The sequence below is a fragment of the Methanomicrobium antiquum genome, from assembly GCF_029633915.1.
Taxonomy (GTDB): Archaea; Halobacteriota; Methanomicrobia; order Methanomicrobiales; family Methanomicrobiaceae; genus Methanomicrobium; species Methanomicrobium antiquum.
The window spans coordinates 1,965,154-1,985,011 of record NZ_CP091092.1 but is presented as its reverse complement, the minus strand read 5'-3'; the positions used below and the strand labels follow the sequence as shown (position 1 = coordinate 1,985,011).

The 19,858-nt window shown below is 35.1% G+C and carries 22 protein-coding genes and 1 pseudogene; 14 read left to right on the top strand and 9 right to left on the bottom strand.

Features of this window, described 5'->3' with window-relative positions; translation table 11 throughout:
* The first annotated feature begins 5 nt into the window (after window positions 1-5).
* Window positions 6-638: a V-type ATP synthase subunit D gene (locus L1994_RS09780; protein ID WP_278099255.1), complete on the top strand. Its 633-nt coding sequence runs from the start codon at window positions 6-8 to the stop codon at window positions 636-638.
* A gap of 371 nt (window positions 639-1,009) precedes the next feature.
* On the opposite strand, the gene L1994_RS09775 is transcribed toward L1994_RS09780, so the two are convergent.
* Complete coding sequence (locus tag L1994_RS09775; RefSeq protein ID WP_278099254.1) at window positions 1,010-1,759, bottom strand: chymotrypsin family serine protease; 750 nt, start codon at window positions 1,757-1,759, stop codon at window positions 1,010-1,012.
* 184 nt (window positions 1,760-1,943) lie between these two features.
* Between L1994_RS09775 and L1994_RS09770 the strand changes: the two genes are divergently transcribed.
* Both L1994_RS09770 and L1994_RS09765 read left to right on the top strand, forming a co-directional pair.
* A complete protein-coding gene (locus L1994_RS09770; RefSeq protein ID WP_278099253.1) occupies window positions 1,944-2,420 on the top strand; it encodes an ArsR/SmtB family transcription factor in 477 nt (158 codons plus the stop codon).
* Window positions 2,421-2,451: 31 nt separating this feature from the next.
* A pseudogene (locus L1994_RS09765) lies at window positions 2,452-2,578 on the top strand (V-type ATP synthase subunit D); the annotation flags it as partial.
* A gap of 41 nt (window positions 2,579-2,619) precedes the next feature.
* Here L1994_RS09765 and L1994_RS09760 read toward each other — a convergent pair.
* Window positions 2,620-3,654, bottom strand: coding sequence for a PDDEXK nuclease domain-containing protein (locus tag L1994_RS09760; RefSeq protein WP_479686809.1), 1,035 nt, complete (start codon window positions 3,652-3,654; stop codon window positions 2,620-2,622).
* 211 nt (window positions 3,655-3,865) lie between these two features.
* On the opposite strand from L1994_RS09760, the gene L1994_RS09755 reads away from it, so the two are divergent.
* Window positions 3,866-5,215 (top strand): ATP-binding protein, encoded by a 1,350-nt coding sequence (locus tag L1994_RS09755; protein WP_278099252.1) that lies wholly within the window; start codon window positions 3,866-3,868, stop codon window positions 5,213-5,215.
* On the opposite strand, the gene L1994_RS09750 is transcribed toward L1994_RS09755, so the two are convergent.
* From L1994_RS09750 to L1994_RS09735, 4 genes are all read right to left on the bottom strand, one after another.
* Window positions 5,116-5,427: a PIN domain-containing protein gene (locus L1994_RS09750; protein WP_278099251.1), complete on the bottom strand. Its 312-nt coding sequence runs from the start codon at window positions 5,425-5,427 to the stop codon at window positions 5,116-5,118. The two genes, L1994_RS09755 and L1994_RS09750, sit on opposite strands and share 100 nt — an antisense overlap.
* A complete protein-coding gene (locus tag L1994_RS09745; protein WP_278099250.1) occupies window positions 5,420-6,466 on the bottom strand; it encodes a helix-turn-helix domain-containing protein in 1,047 nt (348 codons plus the stop codon). Before L1994_RS09745 ends, L1994_RS09750 begins: the two co-directional genes overlap by 8 nt.
* Window positions 6,467-6,519: 53 nt before the next feature.
* A complete protein-coding gene (locus L1994_RS09740; protein ID WP_278099249.1) occupies window positions 6,520-6,999 on the bottom strand; it encodes a virulence RhuM family protein in 480 nt (159 codons plus the stop codon).
* A 90-nt stretch (window positions 7,000-7,089) separates the two neighbouring features.
* Window positions 7,090-8,265, bottom strand: coding sequence for an ATP-binding protein (locus L1994_RS09735; RefSeq protein WP_278099248.1), 1,176 nt, complete (start codon window positions 8,263-8,265; stop codon window positions 7,090-7,092).
* A gap of 350 nt (window positions 8,266-8,615) precedes the next feature.
* Here L1994_RS09735 and L1994_RS09730 point away from each other — a divergent pair, with 350 nt between their 5' ends.
* From L1994_RS09730 to L1994_RS09720, 3 genes are all read left to right on the top strand, one after another.
* Window positions 8,616-9,038, top strand: a complete 423-nt coding sequence (locus tag L1994_RS09730; protein ID WP_278099247.1) for a tetratricopeptide repeat protein — start codon at window positions 8,616-8,618, stop codon at window positions 9,036-9,038.
* 139 nt (window positions 9,039-9,177) lie between these two features.
* Window positions 9,178-9,852 carry a hypothetical protein gene (locus L1994_RS09725; RefSeq protein WP_278099246.1) on the top strand — a complete coding sequence of 225 codons (675 nt, stop codon included), beginning with the start codon at window positions 9,178-9,180 and terminating at the stop codon, window positions 9,850-9,852.
* A gap of 42 nt (window positions 9,853-9,894) precedes the next feature.
* The gene (locus L1994_RS09720) at window positions 9,895-10,455 is read left to right on the top strand and encodes a hypothetical protein (RefSeq protein WP_278099245.1); all 561 of its coding nucleotides are present in this window, start codon (window positions 9,895-9,897) and stop codon (window positions 10,453-10,455) included.
* Between the two features lie 31 nt (window positions 10,456-10,486).
* Here L1994_RS09720 and L1994_RS09715 read toward each other — a convergent pair whose 3' ends face one another.
* On the bottom strand, window positions 10,487-11,638 hold the full coding sequence (locus tag L1994_RS09715) for a hypothetical protein (protein ID WP_278099244.1): 1,152 nt from the start codon (window positions 11,636-11,638) through the stop codon (window positions 10,487-10,489).
* Between the two features lie 221 nt (window positions 11,639-11,859).
* Here L1994_RS09715 and L1994_RS09710 point away from each other — a divergent pair, with 221 nt between their 5' ends.
* Window positions 11,860-13,287 (top strand): IS1634 family transposase, encoded by a 1,428-nt coding sequence (locus L1994_RS09710; RefSeq protein ID WP_278098696.1) that lies wholly within the window; start codon window positions 11,860-11,862, stop codon window positions 13,285-13,287.
* A gap of 145 nt (window positions 13,288-13,432) precedes the next feature.
* Here the strand turns inward: L1994_RS09710 and L1994_RS09705 are convergent, their stop codons facing one another.
* Entirely contained in the window at window positions 13,433-14,215 is a 783-nt protein-coding gene (locus L1994_RS09705) for a winged helix-turn-helix transcriptional regulator (protein ID WP_278099243.1), read from the bottom strand.
* A gap of 49 nt (window positions 14,216-14,264) precedes the next feature.
* Complete coding sequence (locus tag L1994_RS09700) at window positions 14,265-14,726, bottom strand: hypothetical protein (protein ID WP_278099242.1); 462 nt, start codon at window positions 14,724-14,726, stop codon at window positions 14,265-14,267.
* A gap of 307 nt (window positions 14,727-15,033) precedes the next feature.
* Here L1994_RS09700 and L1994_RS09695 point away from each other — a divergent pair, with 307 nt between their 5' ends.
* From L1994_RS09695 to L1994_RS09670, 6 genes are all read left to right on the top strand, one after another.
* Window positions 15,034-15,948 (top strand): hypothetical protein, encoded by a 915-nt coding sequence (locus L1994_RS09695; protein WP_278099241.1) that lies wholly within the window; start codon window positions 15,034-15,036, stop codon window positions 15,946-15,948.
* A gap of 13 nt (window positions 15,949-15,961) precedes the next feature.
* Window positions 15,962-16,435: a hypothetical protein gene (locus L1994_RS09690; RefSeq protein ID WP_278099240.1), complete on the top strand. Its 474-nt coding sequence runs from the start codon at window positions 15,962-15,964 to the stop codon at window positions 16,433-16,435.
* 12 nt (window positions 16,436-16,447) lie between these two features.
* Entirely contained in the window at window positions 16,448-17,014 is a 567-nt protein-coding gene (locus L1994_RS09685) for a hypothetical protein (RefSeq protein ID WP_278099239.1), read from the top strand.
* Between the two features lie 111 nt (window positions 17,015-17,125).
* Window positions 17,126-17,827 (top strand): hypothetical protein, encoded by a 702-nt coding sequence (locus L1994_RS09680; protein WP_278099238.1) that lies wholly within the window; start codon window positions 17,126-17,128, stop codon window positions 17,825-17,827.
* 42 nt (window positions 17,828-17,869) lie between these two features.
* Window positions 17,870-19,012 carry an META domain-containing protein gene (locus L1994_RS09675; RefSeq protein ID WP_278099237.1) on the top strand — a complete coding sequence of 381 codons (1,143 nt, stop codon included), beginning with the start codon at window positions 17,870-17,872 and terminating at the stop codon, window positions 19,010-19,012.
* 74 nt (window positions 19,013-19,086) lie between these two features.
* A complete protein-coding gene (locus tag L1994_RS09670) occupies window positions 19,087-19,323 on the top strand; it encodes a helix-turn-helix domain-containing protein (protein WP_278099236.1) in 237 nt (78 codons plus the stop codon).
* Window positions 19,324-19,858: the final 535 nt, after the last annotated feature.

Sequence of the window (19,858 nt, the reverse complement as noted above, 5' to 3'; positions counted from 1 at the left end):
GGTATATGGCGCTTAAAGATGTAAAACCAACACGTTCGGAGTTAATCGATCTTAAAAAGAAGATTAAGCTCTCCGAACGCGGGTACAACATCCTCAAGATGAAGCGCGACGGACTTATCCTTGAATTTTTCAAGGTGCTCGAAGACGCAAAAAAGAGCCGCGGTGCTCTTGTCGAGGGCTATGACCGTGCAACTGCGATGATTGCGGTTGCAAACACGGTTGAGGGTTCAATCAGGGTTAAGGGAGCGGCGATGGCCGTTAAGGAAAACCCGCAGATCACCTTAAAGGAGAAGAATATCATGGGCGTTGTTGTTCCTGATATCGAGTCTTCTTCTGTTCGAAAGACTCTGACCGAACGAGGATATGGTGTTTTAGGATCATCTGCTGTTATTGATGAGACTGCAACAAGTTTTGAGGAGCTTGTTGAGGCAATCATTGAGGCCGCTGAGATTGAGACAACCATGAAACGTCTTTTGGATGAGATTGAATCAACAAAACGCCGTGTAAATGCTCTTGAGTTTAAGGTTATTCCTGAACTTAAGCAGGCACGTGACTTCATTAAGATGAGACTTGATGAGATGGAACGTGACGAAATCGTCCGTCTCAAAAAGATCCGGGCCAAAACCCAGGCCAAATAATTTTTTTTGTTTAAATAATATCAAAAAAGGTTTAATTTTAGTTTATCACTCAATTCTATGTTTTAACTGAAATGCCCAGGTCATTCATAACACTGGTAATGGGTGAAAAACAGGAGTAACTTCCTTTTGCCCAATGAATTCCCGAAATACGAATCTTGTGATTGGTATCTTTATAATATATTGGTCCTCCGCTGTCTCCTTCAGCACTGGAATAACTTGCATACCATTGGTTATAAAGTGTTACACCAAAATAACTATTCAAAGAGATGTTTCAGCAATGACCTGTCCTGATGTTGTTCCTGTACTTATTCCTGATTTGATTACCCAGAGATTATTCCAGGGATCTGAGTAAGAATAAACAGAGGGCTGACTCACAGAACTTTCAAAGATTTTAGCTGCAACATTGCTGTACTGGATAAATGATGAATCAGATGTTGCCCCTCCTGAAGAGACTGTGATTGTGCCCACCGGGTTTTGAAATTTGGTTGATATACTGTTGCTCCTGTGTCACCAATATGGCCGGTTGTTACAAATCCGTTCTGTCCATTTCTTGTTGCTGCAAATCCTATTGAACAGGGTCCGATATCGGATCCACCTTGGATTCCACCAATAATAGGTCGCCAATTATCTGTTCGTGATGATTGTAATTCAGGCATGGGTGCAATGAAAAAGATAACAGGTAAATCATCAATGCCTAATAAGTCTGCTTCTGATTTAATTGTTGAATATATTTTCTCTCTAAAAGCACTATCTGTTTCTTCTTTCTCGTAAATTCCTATAATCACAGATCCAAGAGCATCAGTACCGTAAGATATTACAGGTCCTCTTGGATATGAGTATTTTTCATCAATTTCACATTTTGTATTTTCATACAATTGGTGCATCTTTTGATACCATTCTTTTTGAAAAGTATCATTGTCTGTAAATAATGTAGATTTTCCTGCTGATTTCAATTTATTATCTCCGTCAAATACCGGTACTGGACCGTAAGACGCTATAAGATTCTCAGAGTAGCATGGAGCAAGGGCATTATAGACGTTATCGTCTACTGTTGCACCTGAGACATTTGCACAAAATAAAACCACAAAGAGAAAACTCAATGTAATATTCCATTTTTTCATTTAAATATACCTCAATTTTGAAGGATTTTTACTCCTCCATTAAAGGCTGTAATTTATATTATCTTAAGCATATCAAAAACCTTAGAAGTGCATCGAATCATTTTTTAATTTTTCTGGTGGTATCTCAGGGATGTTACTTTTTTGAAACACTATAATTTTATCCTTTTCAAACAATTATGATATTATGGGGGATTCTGAATATATCATAAATAAAGACATAATTGAGTCTTTGTCATCGGATACCCGGATTAATCTGTTGAAACTACTTGTTTGCAGGAAAAAAACCAATTCTGAACTTTCAAAGGAACTCTCTCTTCAGGAATCAACTGTGCATTATCATCTTAAGAAAATGGAAGAGGCAGGTCTTATTAATGCGAAAGATGATGGACATAAATGGATATATTATGAACTGACTCCTTTTGGAAAAGCGGTTGCAGGAGATAGTAAAAATTCAAAGTTTTCAATTATGCTTTCGTCTTTTCTTACATTTGTGACTGCATTTGTTGCAATTTACACATATTATACAATTCCTCGTCTTCACATGGGATTTAATGTTCCATTCATTGGTGATCCATATTTTCCATTGTTTTTGATAGCACTGGGAGCATTATTCTTACAGATCATTATTTTGTGGAAAAACAGGGAGCTTTTAAAGAGATGATAGGGTGAATCTATAAGCACAAACTGCCTGTGTAAATGCTCTTGAGTTTATGGTTATTCCTGAACTCAAACAGGCACGAGGACTTCATTAAGATGAGACTTGATGAGATGGAACGTGACGAAATCGTCCGTCTCAAAAAATATCGGGCCAAAACCTAAGGGAAATAATTTTTTTTGCGTATAGTTTCTCTTAATCCTTGTTATCTTTTACTTTCTTCAGACCATTTTATAAGGTTATCCCGAAGTTCTTCTTTTGATGGAAGATATAACTGATAACGGGATGCGTATACATTTCCGTCTTCTGGGAGGGTGAGTTTTACGAGTGCATCGTTTTTGGTCTTGCAGAGAATTATTCCTATTGTTGGCCTTTCATCGTCCAGTTTTACATGCCTGTCGTAGTAATTAACATACATCTGCATCTGTCCAAGGTTTTCATGGGATAATTTGCCTATTTTAAGGTCAATTAGTACATAGCACCTAAGTAATCTGTTGTAAAAAACAAGGTCAACATAATAATTTTCAGAGTCAAAAGTAAATCTTTTCTGTCGTGCTTCAAATAAGAATCCTTTGCCAAGTTCAAGTAAAAAATGCTCTAATTTGTCTATTATTGCGGATTCAAGTTCGCTTTCAGAATATCTTTCTTTCTCGTCAAGTCCAAGAAATTCTAGAACGAATGGGTCTTTAATCAGATCTTCGGGCTTTTGAACGATCTGGCCGTTTTGTGATAACTCTAAAACTCCGGTTTTATCTTTGCTCATAACAAGTCTTTCGTATAAGCCGGAGTTGAACTGGCGTTTTAATTCTGAAAGCGACCAGTTGTTATCCCCGGATTCTATCTCGTAGAAGCTGCGTTCATCTCTGTTCTTTATCCCCATCAGAAAAACATAGTGTGACCAGCTAAGATTTGGCAGTATGAATTGCCCAGATAATGTCTGGGCAATTGCTGTCGGACTTTTGGAATATACAGACTCCCCAGACAGTGTCTGGGATATTCCCGCGAATTCATTTTTGTAATCTATAAAGAATCTGCGCATGTATTCAAGATTGCTCTTTGAAAATCCCCTTCCAAATTCTTCAGTCAGATTTTTGGAAAGCTCAATGAGGGTATTTTTTCCATATTCAGCCTTTATTTTTCCGGACTGTTCATTTTCAACGATTATTCTTCCGATTTCAAAGTTTGTGATTACCTGAAGAGTGTTTATATTTTGTGCAGCAGTTTTTCTGGCTGCTATTATCAGATTGCGGATTTTGCTTTAAAGAACATTTTGTTTTTGTGAGAATTCTAAGAGAGATTGTTCAACGCTTTATGTGAACCCCAGAATACCAGTTGCAATACTGAAATTAATTATTAAATATAATCTGTTTGTCAGGAACTTATACCGGAGTATAACAAAAATCCCATTTTTATTATAGTGCGGTATAACAATTTGGTGCATTTTGTTATAGTTGACTATAAGTTTTTATGGTTTTAAGTCAGATCTCTCTCTCATGGGCATGCTTACCAAAAGTCAGATCATGGAAATTCTCAATGACTGGAACTATTGGAAGAAAGATTTCAATGAATATCACAGGCGGCCAAAATATCAGAGCAAAATAGAGTTGTTCCGGGACTCCGGTGAGATTATTGTACTTACAGGTATCAGAAGGAGTGGTAAGTCAACACTTCTGAAGATGGAGATGGAGTCTCTTTCAGAAATTGTGGAGAGGAAATGTCTGTTATATGTGAATTTTGAAGACTTAAGGCTTTCAAACGCTCAAAATGATGATCTTCTGTCTTTAATTTTTACTGTATATCGTGAAAACATAAATCCTGAAGGTGAAGTTTATCTGTTTTTAGATGAGGTGCAGAATGTTTCCGGGTGGGAAAAATGGGTTTATACTCTTCACGAATTAAATAAGGCAAAAATATATGTGACAGGTTCGTCATCAAAGATGCTTTCCGGCGAGATAGCAACGGCCTTGAGCGGCAGGCACCTTTGCATTGAGATATATCCGCTAACTTTTTTAGAGTATATTTCATTTAAAGGCGTAGTCTGCACAGATTTGCCTGATTATACCTCCCAAAAAATTGAGATTAACCGGCTGTTTAATGAATATCTGGAGTTTGGCGGTTTTCCAAAGATTGCCAATATGAAAGCGGAGCTTAAACATGAGGATTTAATTTCATATTTTAATACAATACTGATAAAGGATATTGTCGGAAGGCATGGTTTTGACTATTCCAAACTCGAAACTCTCACCTATTATCTGTTGTCAAATGATACAAAACAAAATAATATTAACAGTATATCAAAAGCTTTAGGGTTTAATTACGCCACTGTTGAGAGTTATGTAAATGCGCTAAAAGAGGTTTATATGCTTTTTGATATCCGGAATTACAATTATTCCTTAAAAAAGCAGATTAAGTCTGATAATAAGTTTTATTCTGTTGATACCGGGTTTGTGAATGCTGTTTCATTTAAGTTCTCTGATAATGTGGGGAGACTTTATGAAAATGTCGTATTTAATGAGCTTAAAAGGCGTGGAAAAGAGATATTTTTCCTGAATGACAGTGGCTGTGAGTGTGATTTCATTATAAAGGAGAGGGATGAAATTAAGGGCGCCTTTCAGGTCTGCTATTCTCTTAATAATAGCAATCAGCAAAGAGAGATCAATGGTTTAATTGCCGCCTGCAAAAAGTTCGGGATAAATAGGGGCTATATAATAACAGAAAGCAGAAGCGAGCTGATGAATTTGAAGGGTTTGGAGATAGAGGTTGTGCCGATTACTGAGTTTTTGCTTTGCAGGGATTTGTGAATTGTTGAAATTTCTTTAATCTCTTCAGCAGGAGTTGCAACCACATCAAAATCCTTAAGGAGATTTTTATCGACTGATAATAATTCACTGATTACAAAATCGGTTGTTTTAATTGTATATTTAAGGCTAAAGAGATGAGAAAGGATGCCTGCGTTAAATAAATCAATAATGATACAGGTATCGCTTATCCAGACCTCTTTGGAATCAGCCATTAATCATCTCCGGCTCATTATATTCATTGAGGATGTTTGTCAGGGGCTCTCCGAAAAGTTCAACTGCACGTGATCTGGTGATTTTTTCCTCGGCATGGGCACGAAGGATTAAAAGCTCCATGTGAATCGGTCTTTCGTTGGGAAAACCTTTACCCGGCTCTTTTTTATTCCAGCCATTTTTTGAAAACAAGCGGTAAAGCCTTTCTGCAATATTATCTGTAATAATTTCAAGATCGGCTGCACGGTGTATCAGGGCCTTCATACTTATGCCATATTTGTGTTTTATCCGGTATAATTCATTAATATCAATTGTTCTTCGCTTTTCGAGGAGCTCATATTTCATCATCTCTTCCGGGATCAGAAATGCTCCTGCAAATCTGTTTGCAGCCTTTTCAGCATCCAGTCCGGGATTTATATCAAGAATTATATGGCCCAGTTCATGAGCCAGATTAAATCTCTGCCTGTCGCCAGGAATGTTTTTAGCAACCGCAATAACCGGAGTATCATCATAATGGAATGTTAGTGCATCAAATTTTGTATCGACATCAATAATGCCTACTTTAATTCCATGCATCTCAAAACTGTCAATTAAATTATCGATTGGATCTAATCCCAGATTCCATTGCATACGAACTCTTAGTGCAACTTTTTCGATATCGTTTAGAGAATCCACATGGCAATCTTTTCTGTCCGGCAGTATAACAGCTATTTTTTCATCGCTGATATGCTCTATCTCAAGATATCTTTCCAGCCAGTCAAGTGTTTTTGCGTGTATTTTAGTTTCTGTTTTTTTTCCAAGGCTTTTTTTGCACCGGTAATTCGGCTTGAGTGACCCAATGGTAATATCCCTGAAAAAGAAATCCATGCTTTTACCGGTAGCATTCGCTATTTTTATGAGCATGTCGGAATCAGGTGTTATCTCTCCTTTTTCATATTTTGAGATGGCAGTATGAGAAATCCCTGCAATGTCTGCCAAAGCTCTCAGGCTAAGTCCTGCTCCTTTTCTGGCGGCAAGTATTCTTTCTCCAATCTGATTCACCACAATCACCACTCTTTAGTTTACAAACGTTATTTTTTCTTATGTTTTGTAAACTAATAAGGTTTGTCCTGTTGCATGGGAAATCTAAATGGCTCTGTAAAAAACCTATTCACATTTTTCAGTCGCTTATCATCCAAAACAAATCCTTTAATCATGTATTCTTTAAGCAGTTTTGTTGCCCATATTCGAAACCGGGTTGCTTTGGATGAATTAACACGATAGCCTACCGATATTATGGCATCGAGGTTGTAATATCTGGTTTTATAGGTTTTCCCATCTGCGGCAGTTGTTTCCAAAATGGAAATAACTGAATCTTCAACCAACTCACAACTCTCAAAAATGTTGCTTAAATGTTTAGATATTGCAGGAATTCCAACACCGAACAACTCAGAAATCCGCTTTTGAGTAAGCCAGATGTTTTCATTATGCAAAAACACCTCTACTTTTACCTCTCCGTCAGGGGATGTATATAGCAGAAATTCTGTCAATTCATCATGGATAGATAACTGATTCTTCTTTTCATTATTTTGCATTGGTTAATCACCATTTATTTTCCTGTCAAATCACTTTATCCTCTATCAGGCAAAAAAATTGAGGAGTGTGTTTTCATATATCTATGATTATCACAAAAATTCTATTACCTGACTTAAATCATCATATGAAACAACTCTTCCCGCCTTTCTGTTCTGTGGGCTGTCACCGCCGTAAACCACAAAGGATCTCTCAGGCTCGTTGCCTGAAAGATTATTCCAGTACGAGATGTTTTTGAAGTAATCGTCATTTACTGTTCTTCCTGCCTTAATTTCGACAGGCACCGGATTCTCTTCTCCTGTATCAATAATGCAGTCTATCTCATGCCCGGATTTGTCTCTCCAGTAATAGAGATTGTTCTCCTTTGATCTGTTGAACCTGTATTTTAACATTTCACTGATAATGAGAGATTCAAAGAGTCCTCCTTTCATAGGATGGAATTTTACCTGATCGATGTCCTGTATTCCGGCAAGATATGCTGCAAGACCCGGGTCTGTAAAATAAAGTTTGGGCATTTTTGTAAGCCGTTTGTTGAAATTTTTGTGATGTGCTCTTGTCAGGATTATTATGAATGACGCACAGAGAAGGGAAATCCATTCCCTCACAGTGTTGTCTGATATTCCGCAATCATTTCCAATTGAAGTAAAATTTATTATCTGGCCGTTTCTGTTTGCGCACATCTTCAGGAAATCCTGAAATGTGGAGAGGTTTTTTATTTGTTTAAGCTCTCGCAGGTCTCTTTCAATATATGTCTGAACATATGAAGAGTAATAGTCCTGTGCATTTATTTTGCTGTCATAAATCCGTGGGAAAAATCCGTTGAACAAATAATCCTCGTATGTTTTCAGACCAAAGCCTTCTGCTTTTAACTCACTCATTGAGAGAGGAAGAAGTTTTAAGATTCCAACCCTTCCTGCAAGAGACTGGGATATTTTCTCAGAAAGGAGAAAATTCTGTGAACCCGAAAGTATGAATCTGCCATTTTCTGATGAACTGTCAAGTATTCCCTGGAGATAGGAAAAAAGCTCAGGAACATGCTGAATCTCATCAATTATTGCACCGGTATTTTCATACTGCTTCAAAAAACTTCTTGGATCTTCCAAAGCGTATGCTCTTGTGTCCGGCTCTTCAAGCAAAACATAGGGTTTGTCCGGAAAAACTGCCTTTACAAGGGTAGTCTTTCCCGACTGCCTTGGCCCGGTCACAGATACTGCAGGAAAGCCCTCTGCAAGCTGCTTTAGTTTTTCTTCTGCTTCTCTTTTTATCATATTAATCATAAATTTTGGACAGATCCGAATTTGTATTTCGGATTTGTCCAGAGCATTTCATGAAAATTGTACTTTATAATATAAAAATTATTGGCAGGATATAATCGGACTTGCTCCTTGTGTAGGCATGAGACTAAAAAAGAAGAATTTGGGTGAGACTTCTCCGGCATTTATTATTCGGGTTTAACAGCCACATAAAACGTAACTGCATCCTCCGCAACAAAAATCCTCCGGACTTATAAGATTATCATAAGAAATTCTGTCCGAAAATCATCAAAAAACTTATCCCTGCTTAAACAAAAAATTTGGATGTGAAACGATTTTTAATAACAATCTGTCTATTATTTCTGGTGTTTACGGCTATTTTCTTCTCCGGCTGTACTGGTCGTTCCAGTGAGGAAAATCTAAAGGCAATGGCGGAGTTTGCAACTAAGGCAAATGCAAGCGCTAAGCATTATGATAATATGGTAGAATCTGATCCGGGAAATGCAACGGCTTGGGTTATCAGAGCAATGTACTATAACAATAATTTCAACCAGTATGATGAGGCCTTATACAGTGTGAATAAGGCTCTTGAAATAAACCCTGAATTAGGGCTTTCATGGCACACAAAGGGTTTTATTCTGCTGAATTCCGGAGATAAAACGGGAGCTGCCCTCTGCTATGAAAACGCCACAAGGTACGATCCCTCACTTGCAGGTTCAACACCTGATATTGATAATTTTAAAACAGGCGGGTCACAGTTTGTAGCCGTCAGTTATAAGGCAGAATGAAATAAAAAAAATCCTTTTCCGGGTTTAAGAAGAAAATGCTCAGAACAGTTCAAGAACATAGTGAGAAAAAATAATAACTGCTGCTCTCAACTTTTATTCATATACATAGAAATATAAATTTTATTGGGATGAATGATTAATGGAGTCAAAAAATATTATTTTGGTATCAGGTCTTTTATTGACAGTTATTGTAATCGTTGCTTTCGCAGTTTTTTTTATAGGAGATACAATATCGGATGGCAGTAAACCGGCTTTCGGGCAGGGAAACCATAATAATTCTGACATTGTCTGCGATATAATCGGTTATAACAATGTAATTGAGGCAAGATACAATACTTCTCTGCCTGTTCCTGATTACATCACGGAAAAATACGGGGAGATCTATATACCTGCCGATGTTATGGTCTGTGATCTTGTTGAGTTCGATGATTTCGGGCTTAAACAGGACAACAGCACAACTCTTCTGATGCGGATTAATGACACAAAATACAGTATTAATTTAACTTATTACCTGCCTGAACCCCGGGATGAGACCAATAACAATATTGATTATTATTTCCACAAAATTGAAGACAGCAGGAATTATGGAGATGGTGGAGTGATAATTGCTCAGGCAAGGAGTCTCACAGGTGAAGGTCTTAGTTATTTCATGATTGATGTCAATTTCCAGTCTGAATATCGTGATGGCTTTGGTATATATATAATTCCCGTTCAGGCAACAGAGTCTGCAATGAAATCACCCCGTCTTTTGTATGCAATATACTCGTCAGATGATATAAATCATGACTACATGCTGCCGTTGCCGGGGGAATAAGGTTTAGACACTTATTTTTATGTTTTTAACAGGTATTTTAACATGGACTTATCTGTAATATTCCTGTCCGGTGCCATTTTTGGAATGTTTATTTTTTTGGTTCTTCTGGTAATCTTACCTGCTGTATGCTGTGGAGCTCTGTCTGTTTTGGCTTATGATGCCTTACAAAAGTTACAGCTTCCTGTGAGCAGATTTACTACGGCTGTACCGGTTGTATCTGGATTATTTCTCTGTGTCATTATACCGTATTTCAGCTATTTTTCGCTTATTATCAATCTGGTAATAGAAATAATGGGTGTTCTGACATCTTTTTTGATAATGAAGAGATTTTTTCCTGACCGGTATCTCAAAAAAATTCTTTTTTGCGTGTCCGCGATTGCAATAGCCGGACGTTTCTTATATGGATTTGGAATGGCATTCGGTGGCAGTGGTGATTCAGGATCACCTGTTTTTCAGCTGTTAACCTCAATTTCTTCTACTGATGAAGGGTTTCTTATCATGAATTCTGTTTCTCTTTACATAGAAATTGTAATTGTTTCCGCACTAATATTCGGTGCATTGTTTGTAGCTGGAAAAACATATCGAAAAATTACATCAACTTAGTGAGAAATCCCTTATAAAAAATATTGAAGAGTTATTTTTTAATGGAGGAGAAATTCTTCTCAATCTGATTTACCATCCATTCATAAATCTGACAAAACTGTTTTAGATTTTCCTCCCCGGAAAGCAGGGAAAGCTGTGAATTTGAATAAGTATCCGGCTTATCTTCTTTAAAAGAGACGCCTTCTATTTTATTAAAACGTGAAATCAAATCCATTCTGTTTTCAGTATTGTCAAATGGCGGGTAATTTCTGATATAATTAAAGACGATTCTGATGTATTTTGTTTCAACTTCAAAGAATTTGTAAAATGAACCGTCTTCTGAGGTAAAACCAAGATTTAAATAACCGATTTTTGGTCCGTTTCCGTATTTAACCGTATATCCTTTTTCATCGCACCAGTTGATCAGCCTTTCTGCAACTTCTGCCGCCTCTTCAAAATCCATCTCACGTATTTGGTCGATAACTGACTCTTTATCCCATTCTATTGGTTTTCCGCGGCGAACTGCTTTTATATCCGAAGCCTTCATCGTCTTTCCGACAACCCTTGAGACCATGGTTTTCAGATTATGTCCGGTGTACTGCTTAATTTCCATTGCCAGAACTTCGGCAGGGTTCATCTGTTCATTTAAAAATTCGACAATTCTCTGAAGTTCAGGTGGGATTATGTCTGCCACAAAAAGCATCCGAATTTTTCCCTGTTTCAAGTTGGCTTCCACAAGATCCCAGTATTCATTCAGACTCATTCCTGTTTTTAGAATATTTTCAAGATAAGAATCAGGATCAAGACTCCTTTCAGAACAGGTATTCCGGTAAGACTCAATAATATCGTCAATTTTCCAGAACTGAATCGAATTGGCTGCATAGTCAAGCATCTGTGCGACTACCTCACGTCTCGCTCTTGTATCAGTGCTTCTTTTGACTTCAACAAGAGTCGGCACTGCTTCCTGATCCAAAAAGAGATGATCAATTGACCATCTTATCGCCCCGTTATCCTTGTCAGGAATTCCCATCTCCCTTTTAATTAAAATCCAGCGTCTTGGTGAGTTGGGATTTATTTGTGCCCCTGAGATAAGTTTGGGATAATCCTCCAGAAGAGACTGAAAAAGATCTTCGGATACATATTTTTCCTCTTTCATCTCAAGTAGGCTGTTATCGTCCTGTAAAAGAAATATTTCTCCCTGCATAGTAGAGATTTTATTCTGCCGGATTAACTTGTTTTTGGTTTTGAATCAGGATTTAAAGGTGAATATTGAATTCTGCCCGGTAACATTTTAGAAAAAAATAATTTGGAACCTAAGTTTGCCACTTACGTATAAAGTACCAATCAAATGATTTGAATAAATAGCTCAAAAATCCAATTAAAAAGAAATAAGACTGTTCTTAGTGATGTTACAAATGATCAAACATGCAAACAAAACTAAGAACCTATGTAGTTGAGCCTAATGACAATATATCCTTTCCTATTGGCATCATCCTGCTTGTCAAAACACTATATGAAATACTTAATTTTTCAGAAATTTTTGGCAAGCATAAGAAAAAAGGAATAAGTATCGATGATTTACTTATCGCGCTTATCAGTTACAAGCTGACTGATAATTTCAGCATCAAGCGCTCACATGGATGGATAAATCGCTTAGAGGTTTTGCAGATATTTAACCTGATTTCTTTCAGTGAAAGAACGATTTATCGTCTTCTTGAAACAATCGGAGCAAACAGAGAAGAAATCATCTCAGATATTCAGGATAGAATCTTTGATAGGTATGATTTTGATCTCACCGACATCAACATGGACTGGACCAGTATAGTTCTTCACGGAAATAAAGCAGAACTTGGTAAATATGGATATAGTCGGGATCACAGACCTGACAAAAAACAGATAACTATTGGATTGGCTGAACTGGCTAATCCAATCAATATTCCGATAGGAATGACTGTTGAACCCGGAAATCTCAACGATCAGAAACATTTCAAAAAGACGTATCTTCAGGTAAAAGATAGATTAAAAGAAGATTCTCTAGTAATATTTGACAAAGGTGCAAACAGCATTGATAATACTCAGATGATTCGCTCCGATAACCTGCAGTATATCACAGGAAAGAAGCTTAACAAAAGTGATGATAAGATAATTGCAAAATTCGAAGAATATAGTCCTGAAATTATTGATGATGAAGCCGGCATTCGCGGCATTAAAATTGTGAAACCAAACAGCATCAATTACTTCTATTTTTCAAAGAAACTTCAGAAAGAACAACTTGAATCCAGGGCGAGAAAAGTTGTGAAACAGATTAAGGAAGCAAAAACGATTCAGGAATGTATTGAAAAAAATAAAAAACTCCCTAAGAAGTTTCGTATAAATAATTTGCTTGTTGATGTTGATTATTCCATCCAGACAAAACTTGTTCAAATTTCAGAGGATGAAGCTGTAAAACTCCTTGAAGATAAATTAATCACTGGCAGAGAAGGATTTTTCTGTCTGAAATCAAGTAAGAATTTGACACTTGTTGAGGCCCTAAATACATATCGAAAAAAAGACTCGATTGAGAAGATATTCCACTCTTTAAAGAATGAAATTGAAATTAAACCATTGAGAGTCTGGACAGATAACAGCATTTATGGTGCGTTAATCATCGGATTTATTGCACAGCTTTTTATTTCACTGATTCGATTTGAAATCCCGGAAATGAAGCATACATCTACAAAATTCATAAAAAAATCATTATCGAATTTGACAGTTACCATTGATTTGTGGAAAAGAAAGACAAAAAAGTACATTCACTCGAATTTTGACTCCATAAATACGAAGATTTTACTCTATGACTGGGGCATTTCATGATTTTAAAGTAGTAAAATAGCCAACTGTCAAATTCTATTTCCTGACAAAAATTTGAAAAAATCGAATAGAGATAGTGGACAGTATCTTGAGGGGGATTGAACTCTAACTGGCAAAGTTAGGTTGGAATAAAAATTCAATGCAGTGATTATAAATTGTGGACTGAATCGTCAAAATAATCCTTAGTATTATATGGATTTTGAGATTCAGTTAAAAGGAATCCGGCTTTTGGTTTTATGTAATGGTGGCTGGAATTTTTGTCCTTTTTAATATCGATAAGATCTCCAATCCGTAATTTTCCGGTATGCCAGGATATTGTTGAGCCTGACATTTTTGTGTATTCAAGCAGATCTTTATGGGTGCATCCCGGATTAACGGAAATATAATTTAAAATTTCCTTTGTTTTACTGCAGTCCAGAATCATTCTTGCAAGCTGGTTTTCCTGACTGTATTTATTGTGATTTTCAAAATAATGTCTCTTTTTTGATTCTTTTTGGGACGTAATTTTATCTTTGCTTTCAAGCATTTTCAGGTGGTATTCAAGGGAATTAGAATTAATTTTGGTTAAATTTTCAATACCCTTTTTATTTATGCCGGGATTATCCTGTATTATCTGGAAAATTTCAGCTCTTTTTTCATTATCGAGGACATTTTTATTTTTTATAAACCTGATTCCAAAAAGAAAACCTGCCATTACTGCAATGAGATTTGCCAGTGGAATCAAAAATGGAATTTTTTCCGCAATATATGACACTGCATAAAAATTTAATGGAATTTCCCACCATTCCGATACAGTAACCACATCTTCCCTCGAAAAATCCACGGGGTCTTCACTTGGAGTTACAACAATATTTGAGCTGACTGAGGTCTGATTGATATAAGCAAATATAAAAATGAGAATTAATGCTATTGCAACCCCCTTCAGATCCATTTGGAATTATTTTAAAATTAAAATATAAAATTGTTGTTTATTAGTTTTATCATGTTAATGAATAACTAAGGGAGGATCCAATGACCTGCCTGCCGTATACATTAATTTTCCAGTTTCCCATAGGAAGAAAACCTGAAGTCGTTTTTATATCAATATCTATCACACCGTCTTTAACTGAGCTGTCATACAGATCATTGTAATGTCCTAAGAGAGTATTGTCAGGTTTATAAACGTACAATTCAAGATCACCATACTGTTCATTCCAGGTCAGTGTAACATCAATTTTTGAAGTAAACGGCCATACATATCTTGAGTGAATAAATGTTTCTCCCTGTGATATCTGGTTTTGTGCTTTTGTACCGAATATTTCAGGATTGTATTTGTCTACTGAAGGTATGACAATAATTTCATTGTTCTCAACTTTATCCATTAAATTGCCGGCTGTTGCAGGCACAATAAATAATGCCGCAAGCAAAAGGACTGCCAGTAAAAATGATGTTTTTCCTGTCATTAATATGAATTTTAAATAATTCTTTATTGCTGTTCTGACAGAATCGTCGAATAAGGTTTTGGTTATTCGATGATTCTGTCAGAGCAGGTATAACTCCTTAGGCAAAAATTAGTTCGGGGGGAAAATTCCAAAGGCATAATCCTTTGATTAAACCCTTTTTTAATTTGCTTAAGAACCAGTCCAGTGAAATTTTCCGAGGGGAAGGAGAGATACCTGATTTCACAAATTAATCTTTTTTTCTCTTTTACAAAAATTTTGCACTGGTAAAAAAACCAGCAGGGCATTCAGTTCCGGTTCTTCTGCATTATTGCAGACTAAAGTTTGTATGCCTGCTGTTAAAACGAAAAGAGGTAAAAAAATGAAAATGAAAAAAGGCATGCGGGCTTTGAGCCTGCTATTGGTAATGGCACTATTAGGAGCGATGTTTGTTCCGGCGGTTAGTGCGGAAATCTTCAATGACGGAAAGAAAGAAATTAGGGAAGCACAATGGACATATTCCTCAATCATTCAAAAAAGTCAATATGATAATTATAATGATTTCTGTTTGGAAAATTCCAAATATTACAAGTATCTAAGCGAAAAGTTTGGGAAAGCTGAAGCCGAAAAATTCTTTTCCGATGAATATAAAAAGATATCATCAGAGCTGGAAAAAAACAGAGATGCAAAAGTTTCCACTCAAATTACACATTTAACAAGTAATATTTATTTCTGGCCTTATGGAAACAGAGACACTCTTACATCACCAAATTCCGGACCCGTAAATGTTATCTTTCTTAATACAGATAGAACACAAATCACTTCTGACCTTAAAAATACAGGAGATTGGGTTGGAGCTTTAGGATTTACTGAATATGGATTATGTGGCCCTTCTACAAGTCAATTAGTATGGCGTGATTCACATGGTGGTGGTATTATTGGAGACCAATTAGAAGCTGGCAATCCTTTATTTTTAAGGTACCATCTTGTATTATTTGATGGATTTACTGATCCCGTTGAAGGAGACTGGACTTATGGTAATTGCCATATTGATGAATTCAGACTACCTTTATCCCATGTAGTTCCCGAAGATGGGTGTAATGACGGCAGACATTATATTCAATCATTTACTTCACAAAACCTAAATGTAGCAGATGATTATTATGTAAATCTCCAAAATAGAGAATCGGGAAGCCCATGGTACAACACCCATGATGGATATGGAATAACAATTGAAATGTCCTAGGTACCTGATTACTATGAATCAAATAAAAAAATATCCTTTTTTACTAGATTTTTCGCTTGGAATGGCATTACTACTATCCATATTAATGATAAGAATTGTCCTTTCATTTGATTATTTTTTCAATATTGGCATGGATCCAATGTTTTTTTCAGTAACTTATTTAATTTTTGGACTTATTTTTCCTGCAATTATAATTCTAATGTTTGGGAAAAACAAAAATCCTCTACAATCAATTCTCATACCATTGCTTATCTGTGGATTATTATGTCCAATATTTGATGGAATATGGTATACATTAACCTTTGATCGTCCATTCAGAGTGTATATCTATGGAGGATTGATTTTTGGCTTTTGTCTGGGAATAATTGGATCATATAGTTACTTTAAAAGGTATGACTGCATAATAGCAGGAACAATATTAATATTGGGATCGCTTTTATATATAGTAATCAATATCCAAACTCTTTATGAATTACTGTTGGGGTAAAGCATGATCACTATGTTTATTTTAATAATTCTCCCCTTCTTATTATCTCTGTCACTATATGTTTTATTAATGAATTTAAATAGTAAATTTAAAAAAATAATTTTAGTTTCCACCTTTTATGCAGTAACCTTCATTATAATTGCATATTCCATGAACCATCTGCAATTCGAAAATTACTTTGTAATTCTCTTAGGTTTATTATTGCTTTCTTTATCGATTGCATGCCCTTCGGTAATTACCATTTTTTATTTTGAAAAAACGTTTCAGAAAAAATATGAAATGATTGAAGCCTTATTTTTCCCGCTTGCAGCAATACCCTATCTTGCATTTTTTATCCGTCCGGAATTAATTGAAGGTCAGCCGCTTCCCCCAGATTTTTTCCAAAGCATGCTCCCATTGTTCGGATGGATATTTGATTTAGCCTTTAAGGATGCAAACTTATCAATAAATTACGATACATCGATTATTGTCGGCTTAATATCATATTTGGGCATATTTTTTGAAATTCTTATTTCTTTATTTATTCTGTGCATTATTATGCGAAAAATAAAGGAGACAGCTGATGATGTTGGTTCATAATTATCCTTTAATAAAATTGAGATTCAGGAAAGAGAGTGAAAATAAAAGAACTAAAAAAACTATTGGAGAATAAAGTTTGCATGTTTATTATAAAGGAATTAAAGTGAAACTATGACAGATAAATCTGAAAAAAACAAATTTGGACTTAAAGAAATACTTTTTGTTGCCACCGTAGTAATTGTTGGTTTTTTTTTATTATTATTTGCTTCGTGTATTCCTGCCTGGCTTGTTTCAGGATCAGTAGGTAATAATAATTATTTCATAACTATATCAGGTCTTGATTCCGTAAAGGCAAATGGGGAAACTACAATCATGATTCCTCTTCCGGTTTACATTGATGGGGAATCTGTATTTTCTGAAAGTTTGCTGAAAAGAGTTAATAATGAACCTGATGTTTACAGATTAAATCCTGACTGGAATTTATCAATAGAAAATACAGCATATGGTGAAATGATGATTTTAAGGACAGCCAAATCTGAATTATCAGATTTAGATGTCAGACTGGCAGAATTTGACAGGAAATTCATACCCAGACTTTTAATGCCTGTTATTAATATTCCTGGAGATCTTACTCCTGAAGAATTTACTAAAAAAGAGTCTGGAACGTATGAAAGCTGTGTGAATATTAACGGCAGTTTTTCTCCATTTGATGAACCAATAATGTTTAATCTCCAGTACGTCGGTGGTGGAAATAAGGAGTTTATGTTTATAGAGCCGATATGGAAATCATCAATCAGGAAATCTGTATCTTTTGAAAATATTGGATATTCCAATGCAAGTGTAAATTATCTGATATCAGATAGCTGGGACTGAAATGAGAAATTTTATTGATTAAATGAATATAGGAAATGAGAAATGGGAAAAAAATTAATTGTATTCTTTTTTGCAATAATTATTATCGTTGCAATATCCTTCTGCTTGGTTTCTTCAGATTCCAGTGAAGAATCAAAACTGGGAGAAAAACCATGGATATTGTCTCAATATTTATTAGACAATGAATTGGAGCCTGTTAATCAGGAAACTTCTTTGATATGTGCTTTTACTGATGACAATACATTAAGTGGAATACTTGGCTGCAATTACTATTTTGGATCTTTTAAATTAAATGGAAACAAAATTGATATTTCCAATTTTAAGTCATCGAATTTGATATCAAATGAAAAAATCATGGCATTAGAGAATAGATATGAAGAATTATTATTAAATGCCGCATATTATTCGGTTGATAATAACTCGTTGATCCTTTTTGACCAAAATTATTGTGAAATTTTGATTTTTAAAAACGAGTCCTTATCTATAAAAGAAAAAAATTGGCACTTATATTATAGTGATCCTGAATTTTCCTTCTTATTCCTAAATGATTCAACAAGTTTGATATTTTTGGAAAATAACAGCATTGTAGGGAGTATTGGCTCTATTAAGTATTCCGGAAGATATCACTTAAATGATGATAACATTCAGTTAAATTCTGTATCAACATATAATGAATCTGATATCCTTATAGAAACAAATAATGAAACACAGTTATATTTTTCTTTACTTGAAAAAATTGACAGTTATTTTATTATGATTAATCAGATAGATTTTTTTGATAAATACGGGAAAGTAATATTATCTTATTCAGATCTTCCAAATGAATTATTTTTTAATGACTGGTATCCTGTTTCATACACTATTAATAACAATCAGGAAAATCCAATTCCAGATGATTCATATCCAATAATGTGCTTTAGTCCTGATGGAAAAGTTACAGGCAATTTATTCAATACTAGTTTTATTGCCACATACTATGCTGACGGAGAAAATATGAAAATTGATCAGATAGCTATCTCCAGGACAACATCTGAAGGAAATTTGGAAAAATCTGATGATGAATTAAATTTATTTTCATTACTTGAAAAAACAAGTTCATATTCAATCTTTGAAAATTGTCTGAAGATATATGATAATAATCAGACAGACATTCTAAAGTGTTTTAACGAACCTCCAATTTTTTGAGTTAAAATCTTTTTTTATTGATATTTCCTTATTAACTCAATTCATCAAAGTAAAAATATAGTTATTATTCTACATTGATTACAAAATACCCGGGGATAAGAAACACTGATCTTAGGGATGAACTAAACCTTTCAAAAAGTGCTGTGACATGGCATATTAAAAAAATAGATAATGCCGGAATTCTATCTGTGCTAAAATCAGGTAAATCAGGGCATTACTATATTAAATCAGGTCTTGAATCTTTTATCATTGAAAATCTTCCTGATGAAATAAAGGAAAATCTCGAATTTGAGAAAGCAAATCTGACTTAATGCGAGAAAATAGGTCCTGGAGTATTACTTTTAAATCCTAAAGGCGCAAAGGCAGTAAAAAACATTAAAACATCTCCTTTTTCCAAATTAATCAAACTCAGTCAGTTTAATTCTTAAAGATCAGTATAAATTATTTTAATCATCCATTTTTTTTCAGAGAACAGTTCAGGGACATAGTAAGAGAAGAATAAATGACTTTATATTCTTTTTAATCGGAGATAGGGCGGGCTATATATATTTCCGTTTGGCTCAATGCAAATGGTTCTTAATACTGATTGTATTTGACCTATTCAAATATCACTAAGAAAATTCTTATTTTTTTCAACTGGTATAGTTGGGTTTTGGTTATTCGATGATTCTGTCAGAGCAGGTATAACTCCTTAGGCAAAAATTAGTTCGGGGGGAAAATTCCAAAGGCATAATCCTTTGATTAAACCCTTTTTTAATTTGCTTAAGAACCAGTCCAGTGAAATTTTCCGAGGGGAAGGAGAGATACCTGATTTCACAAATTAATCTTTTTTTCTCTTTTACAAAA

What these genes read in the sequence shown, in the direction of transcription:
- L1994_RS09770 (WP_278099253.1), top strand. Translation starts at nt 1,944, where the DNA reads ATGGGGGATTCTGAATATATCATAAATAAAGACATAATTGAGTCTTTG.
- L1994_RS09725 (WP_278099246.1), top strand. Translation starts at nt 9,178, where the DNA reads ATGGAGTCAAAAAATATTATTTTGGTATCAGGTCTTTTATTGACAGTT.
- L1994_RS09750 (WP_278099251.1), bottom strand. Translation starts at nt 5,427, where the DNA reads ATGGCTGATTCCAAAGAGGTCTGGATAAGCGATACCTGTATCATTATT.
- L1994_RS09715 (WP_278099244.1), bottom strand. Translation starts at nt 11,638, where the DNA reads ATGCAGGGAGAAATATTTCTTTTACAGGACGATAACAGCCTACTTGAG.
- L1994_RS09680 (WP_278099238.1), top strand. Translation starts at nt 17,126, where the DNA reads ATGACAGATAAATCTGAAAAAAACAAATTTGGACTTAAAGAAATACTT.
- L1994_RS09780 (WP_278099255.1), top strand. Translation starts at nt 6, where the DNA reads ATGGCGCTTAAAGATGTAAAACCAACACGTTCGGAGTTAATCGATCTT.
- L1994_RS09720 (WP_278099245.1), top strand. Translation starts at nt 9,895, where the DNA reads ATGGACTTATCTGTAATATTCCTGTCCGGTGCCATTTTTGGAATGTTT.
- L1994_RS09700 (WP_278099242.1), bottom strand. Translation starts at nt 14,726, where the DNA reads ATGACAGGAAAAACATCATTTTTACTGGCAGTCCTTTTGCTTGCGGCA.
- L1994_RS09685 (WP_278099239.1), top strand. Translation starts at nt 16,448, where the DNA reads ATGTTTATTTTAATAATTCTCCCCTTCTTATTATCTCTGTCACTATAT.
- L1994_RS09690 (WP_278099240.1), top strand. Translation starts at nt 15,962, where the DNA reads ATGAATCAAATAAAAAAATATCCTTTTTTACTAGATTTTTCGCTTGGA.
- L1994_RS09740 (WP_278099249.1), bottom strand. Translation starts at nt 6,999, where the DNA reads ATGCAAAATAATGAAAAGAAGAATCAGTTATCTATCCATGATGAATTG.
- L1994_RS09775 (WP_278099254.1), bottom strand. Translation starts at nt 1,759, where the DNA reads ATGAAAAAATGGAATATTACATTGAGTTTTCTCTTTGTGGTTTTATTT.
- L1994_RS09705 (WP_278099243.1), bottom strand. Translation starts at nt 14,215, where the DNA reads ATGGATCTGAAGGGGGTTGCAATAGCATTAATTCTCATTTTTATATTT.
- L1994_RS09710 (WP_278098696.1), top strand. Translation starts at nt 11,860, where the DNA reads ATGCAAACAAAACTAAGAACCTATGTAGTTGAGCCTAATGACAATATA.
- L1994_RS09735 (WP_278099248.1), bottom strand. Translation starts at nt 8,265, where the DNA reads ATGATAAAAAGAGAAGCAGAAGAAAAACTAAAGCAGCTTGCAGAGGGC.
- L1994_RS09675 (WP_278099237.1), top strand. Translation starts at nt 17,870, where the DNA reads ATGGGAAAAAAATTAATTGTATTCTTTTTTGCAATAATTATTATCGTT.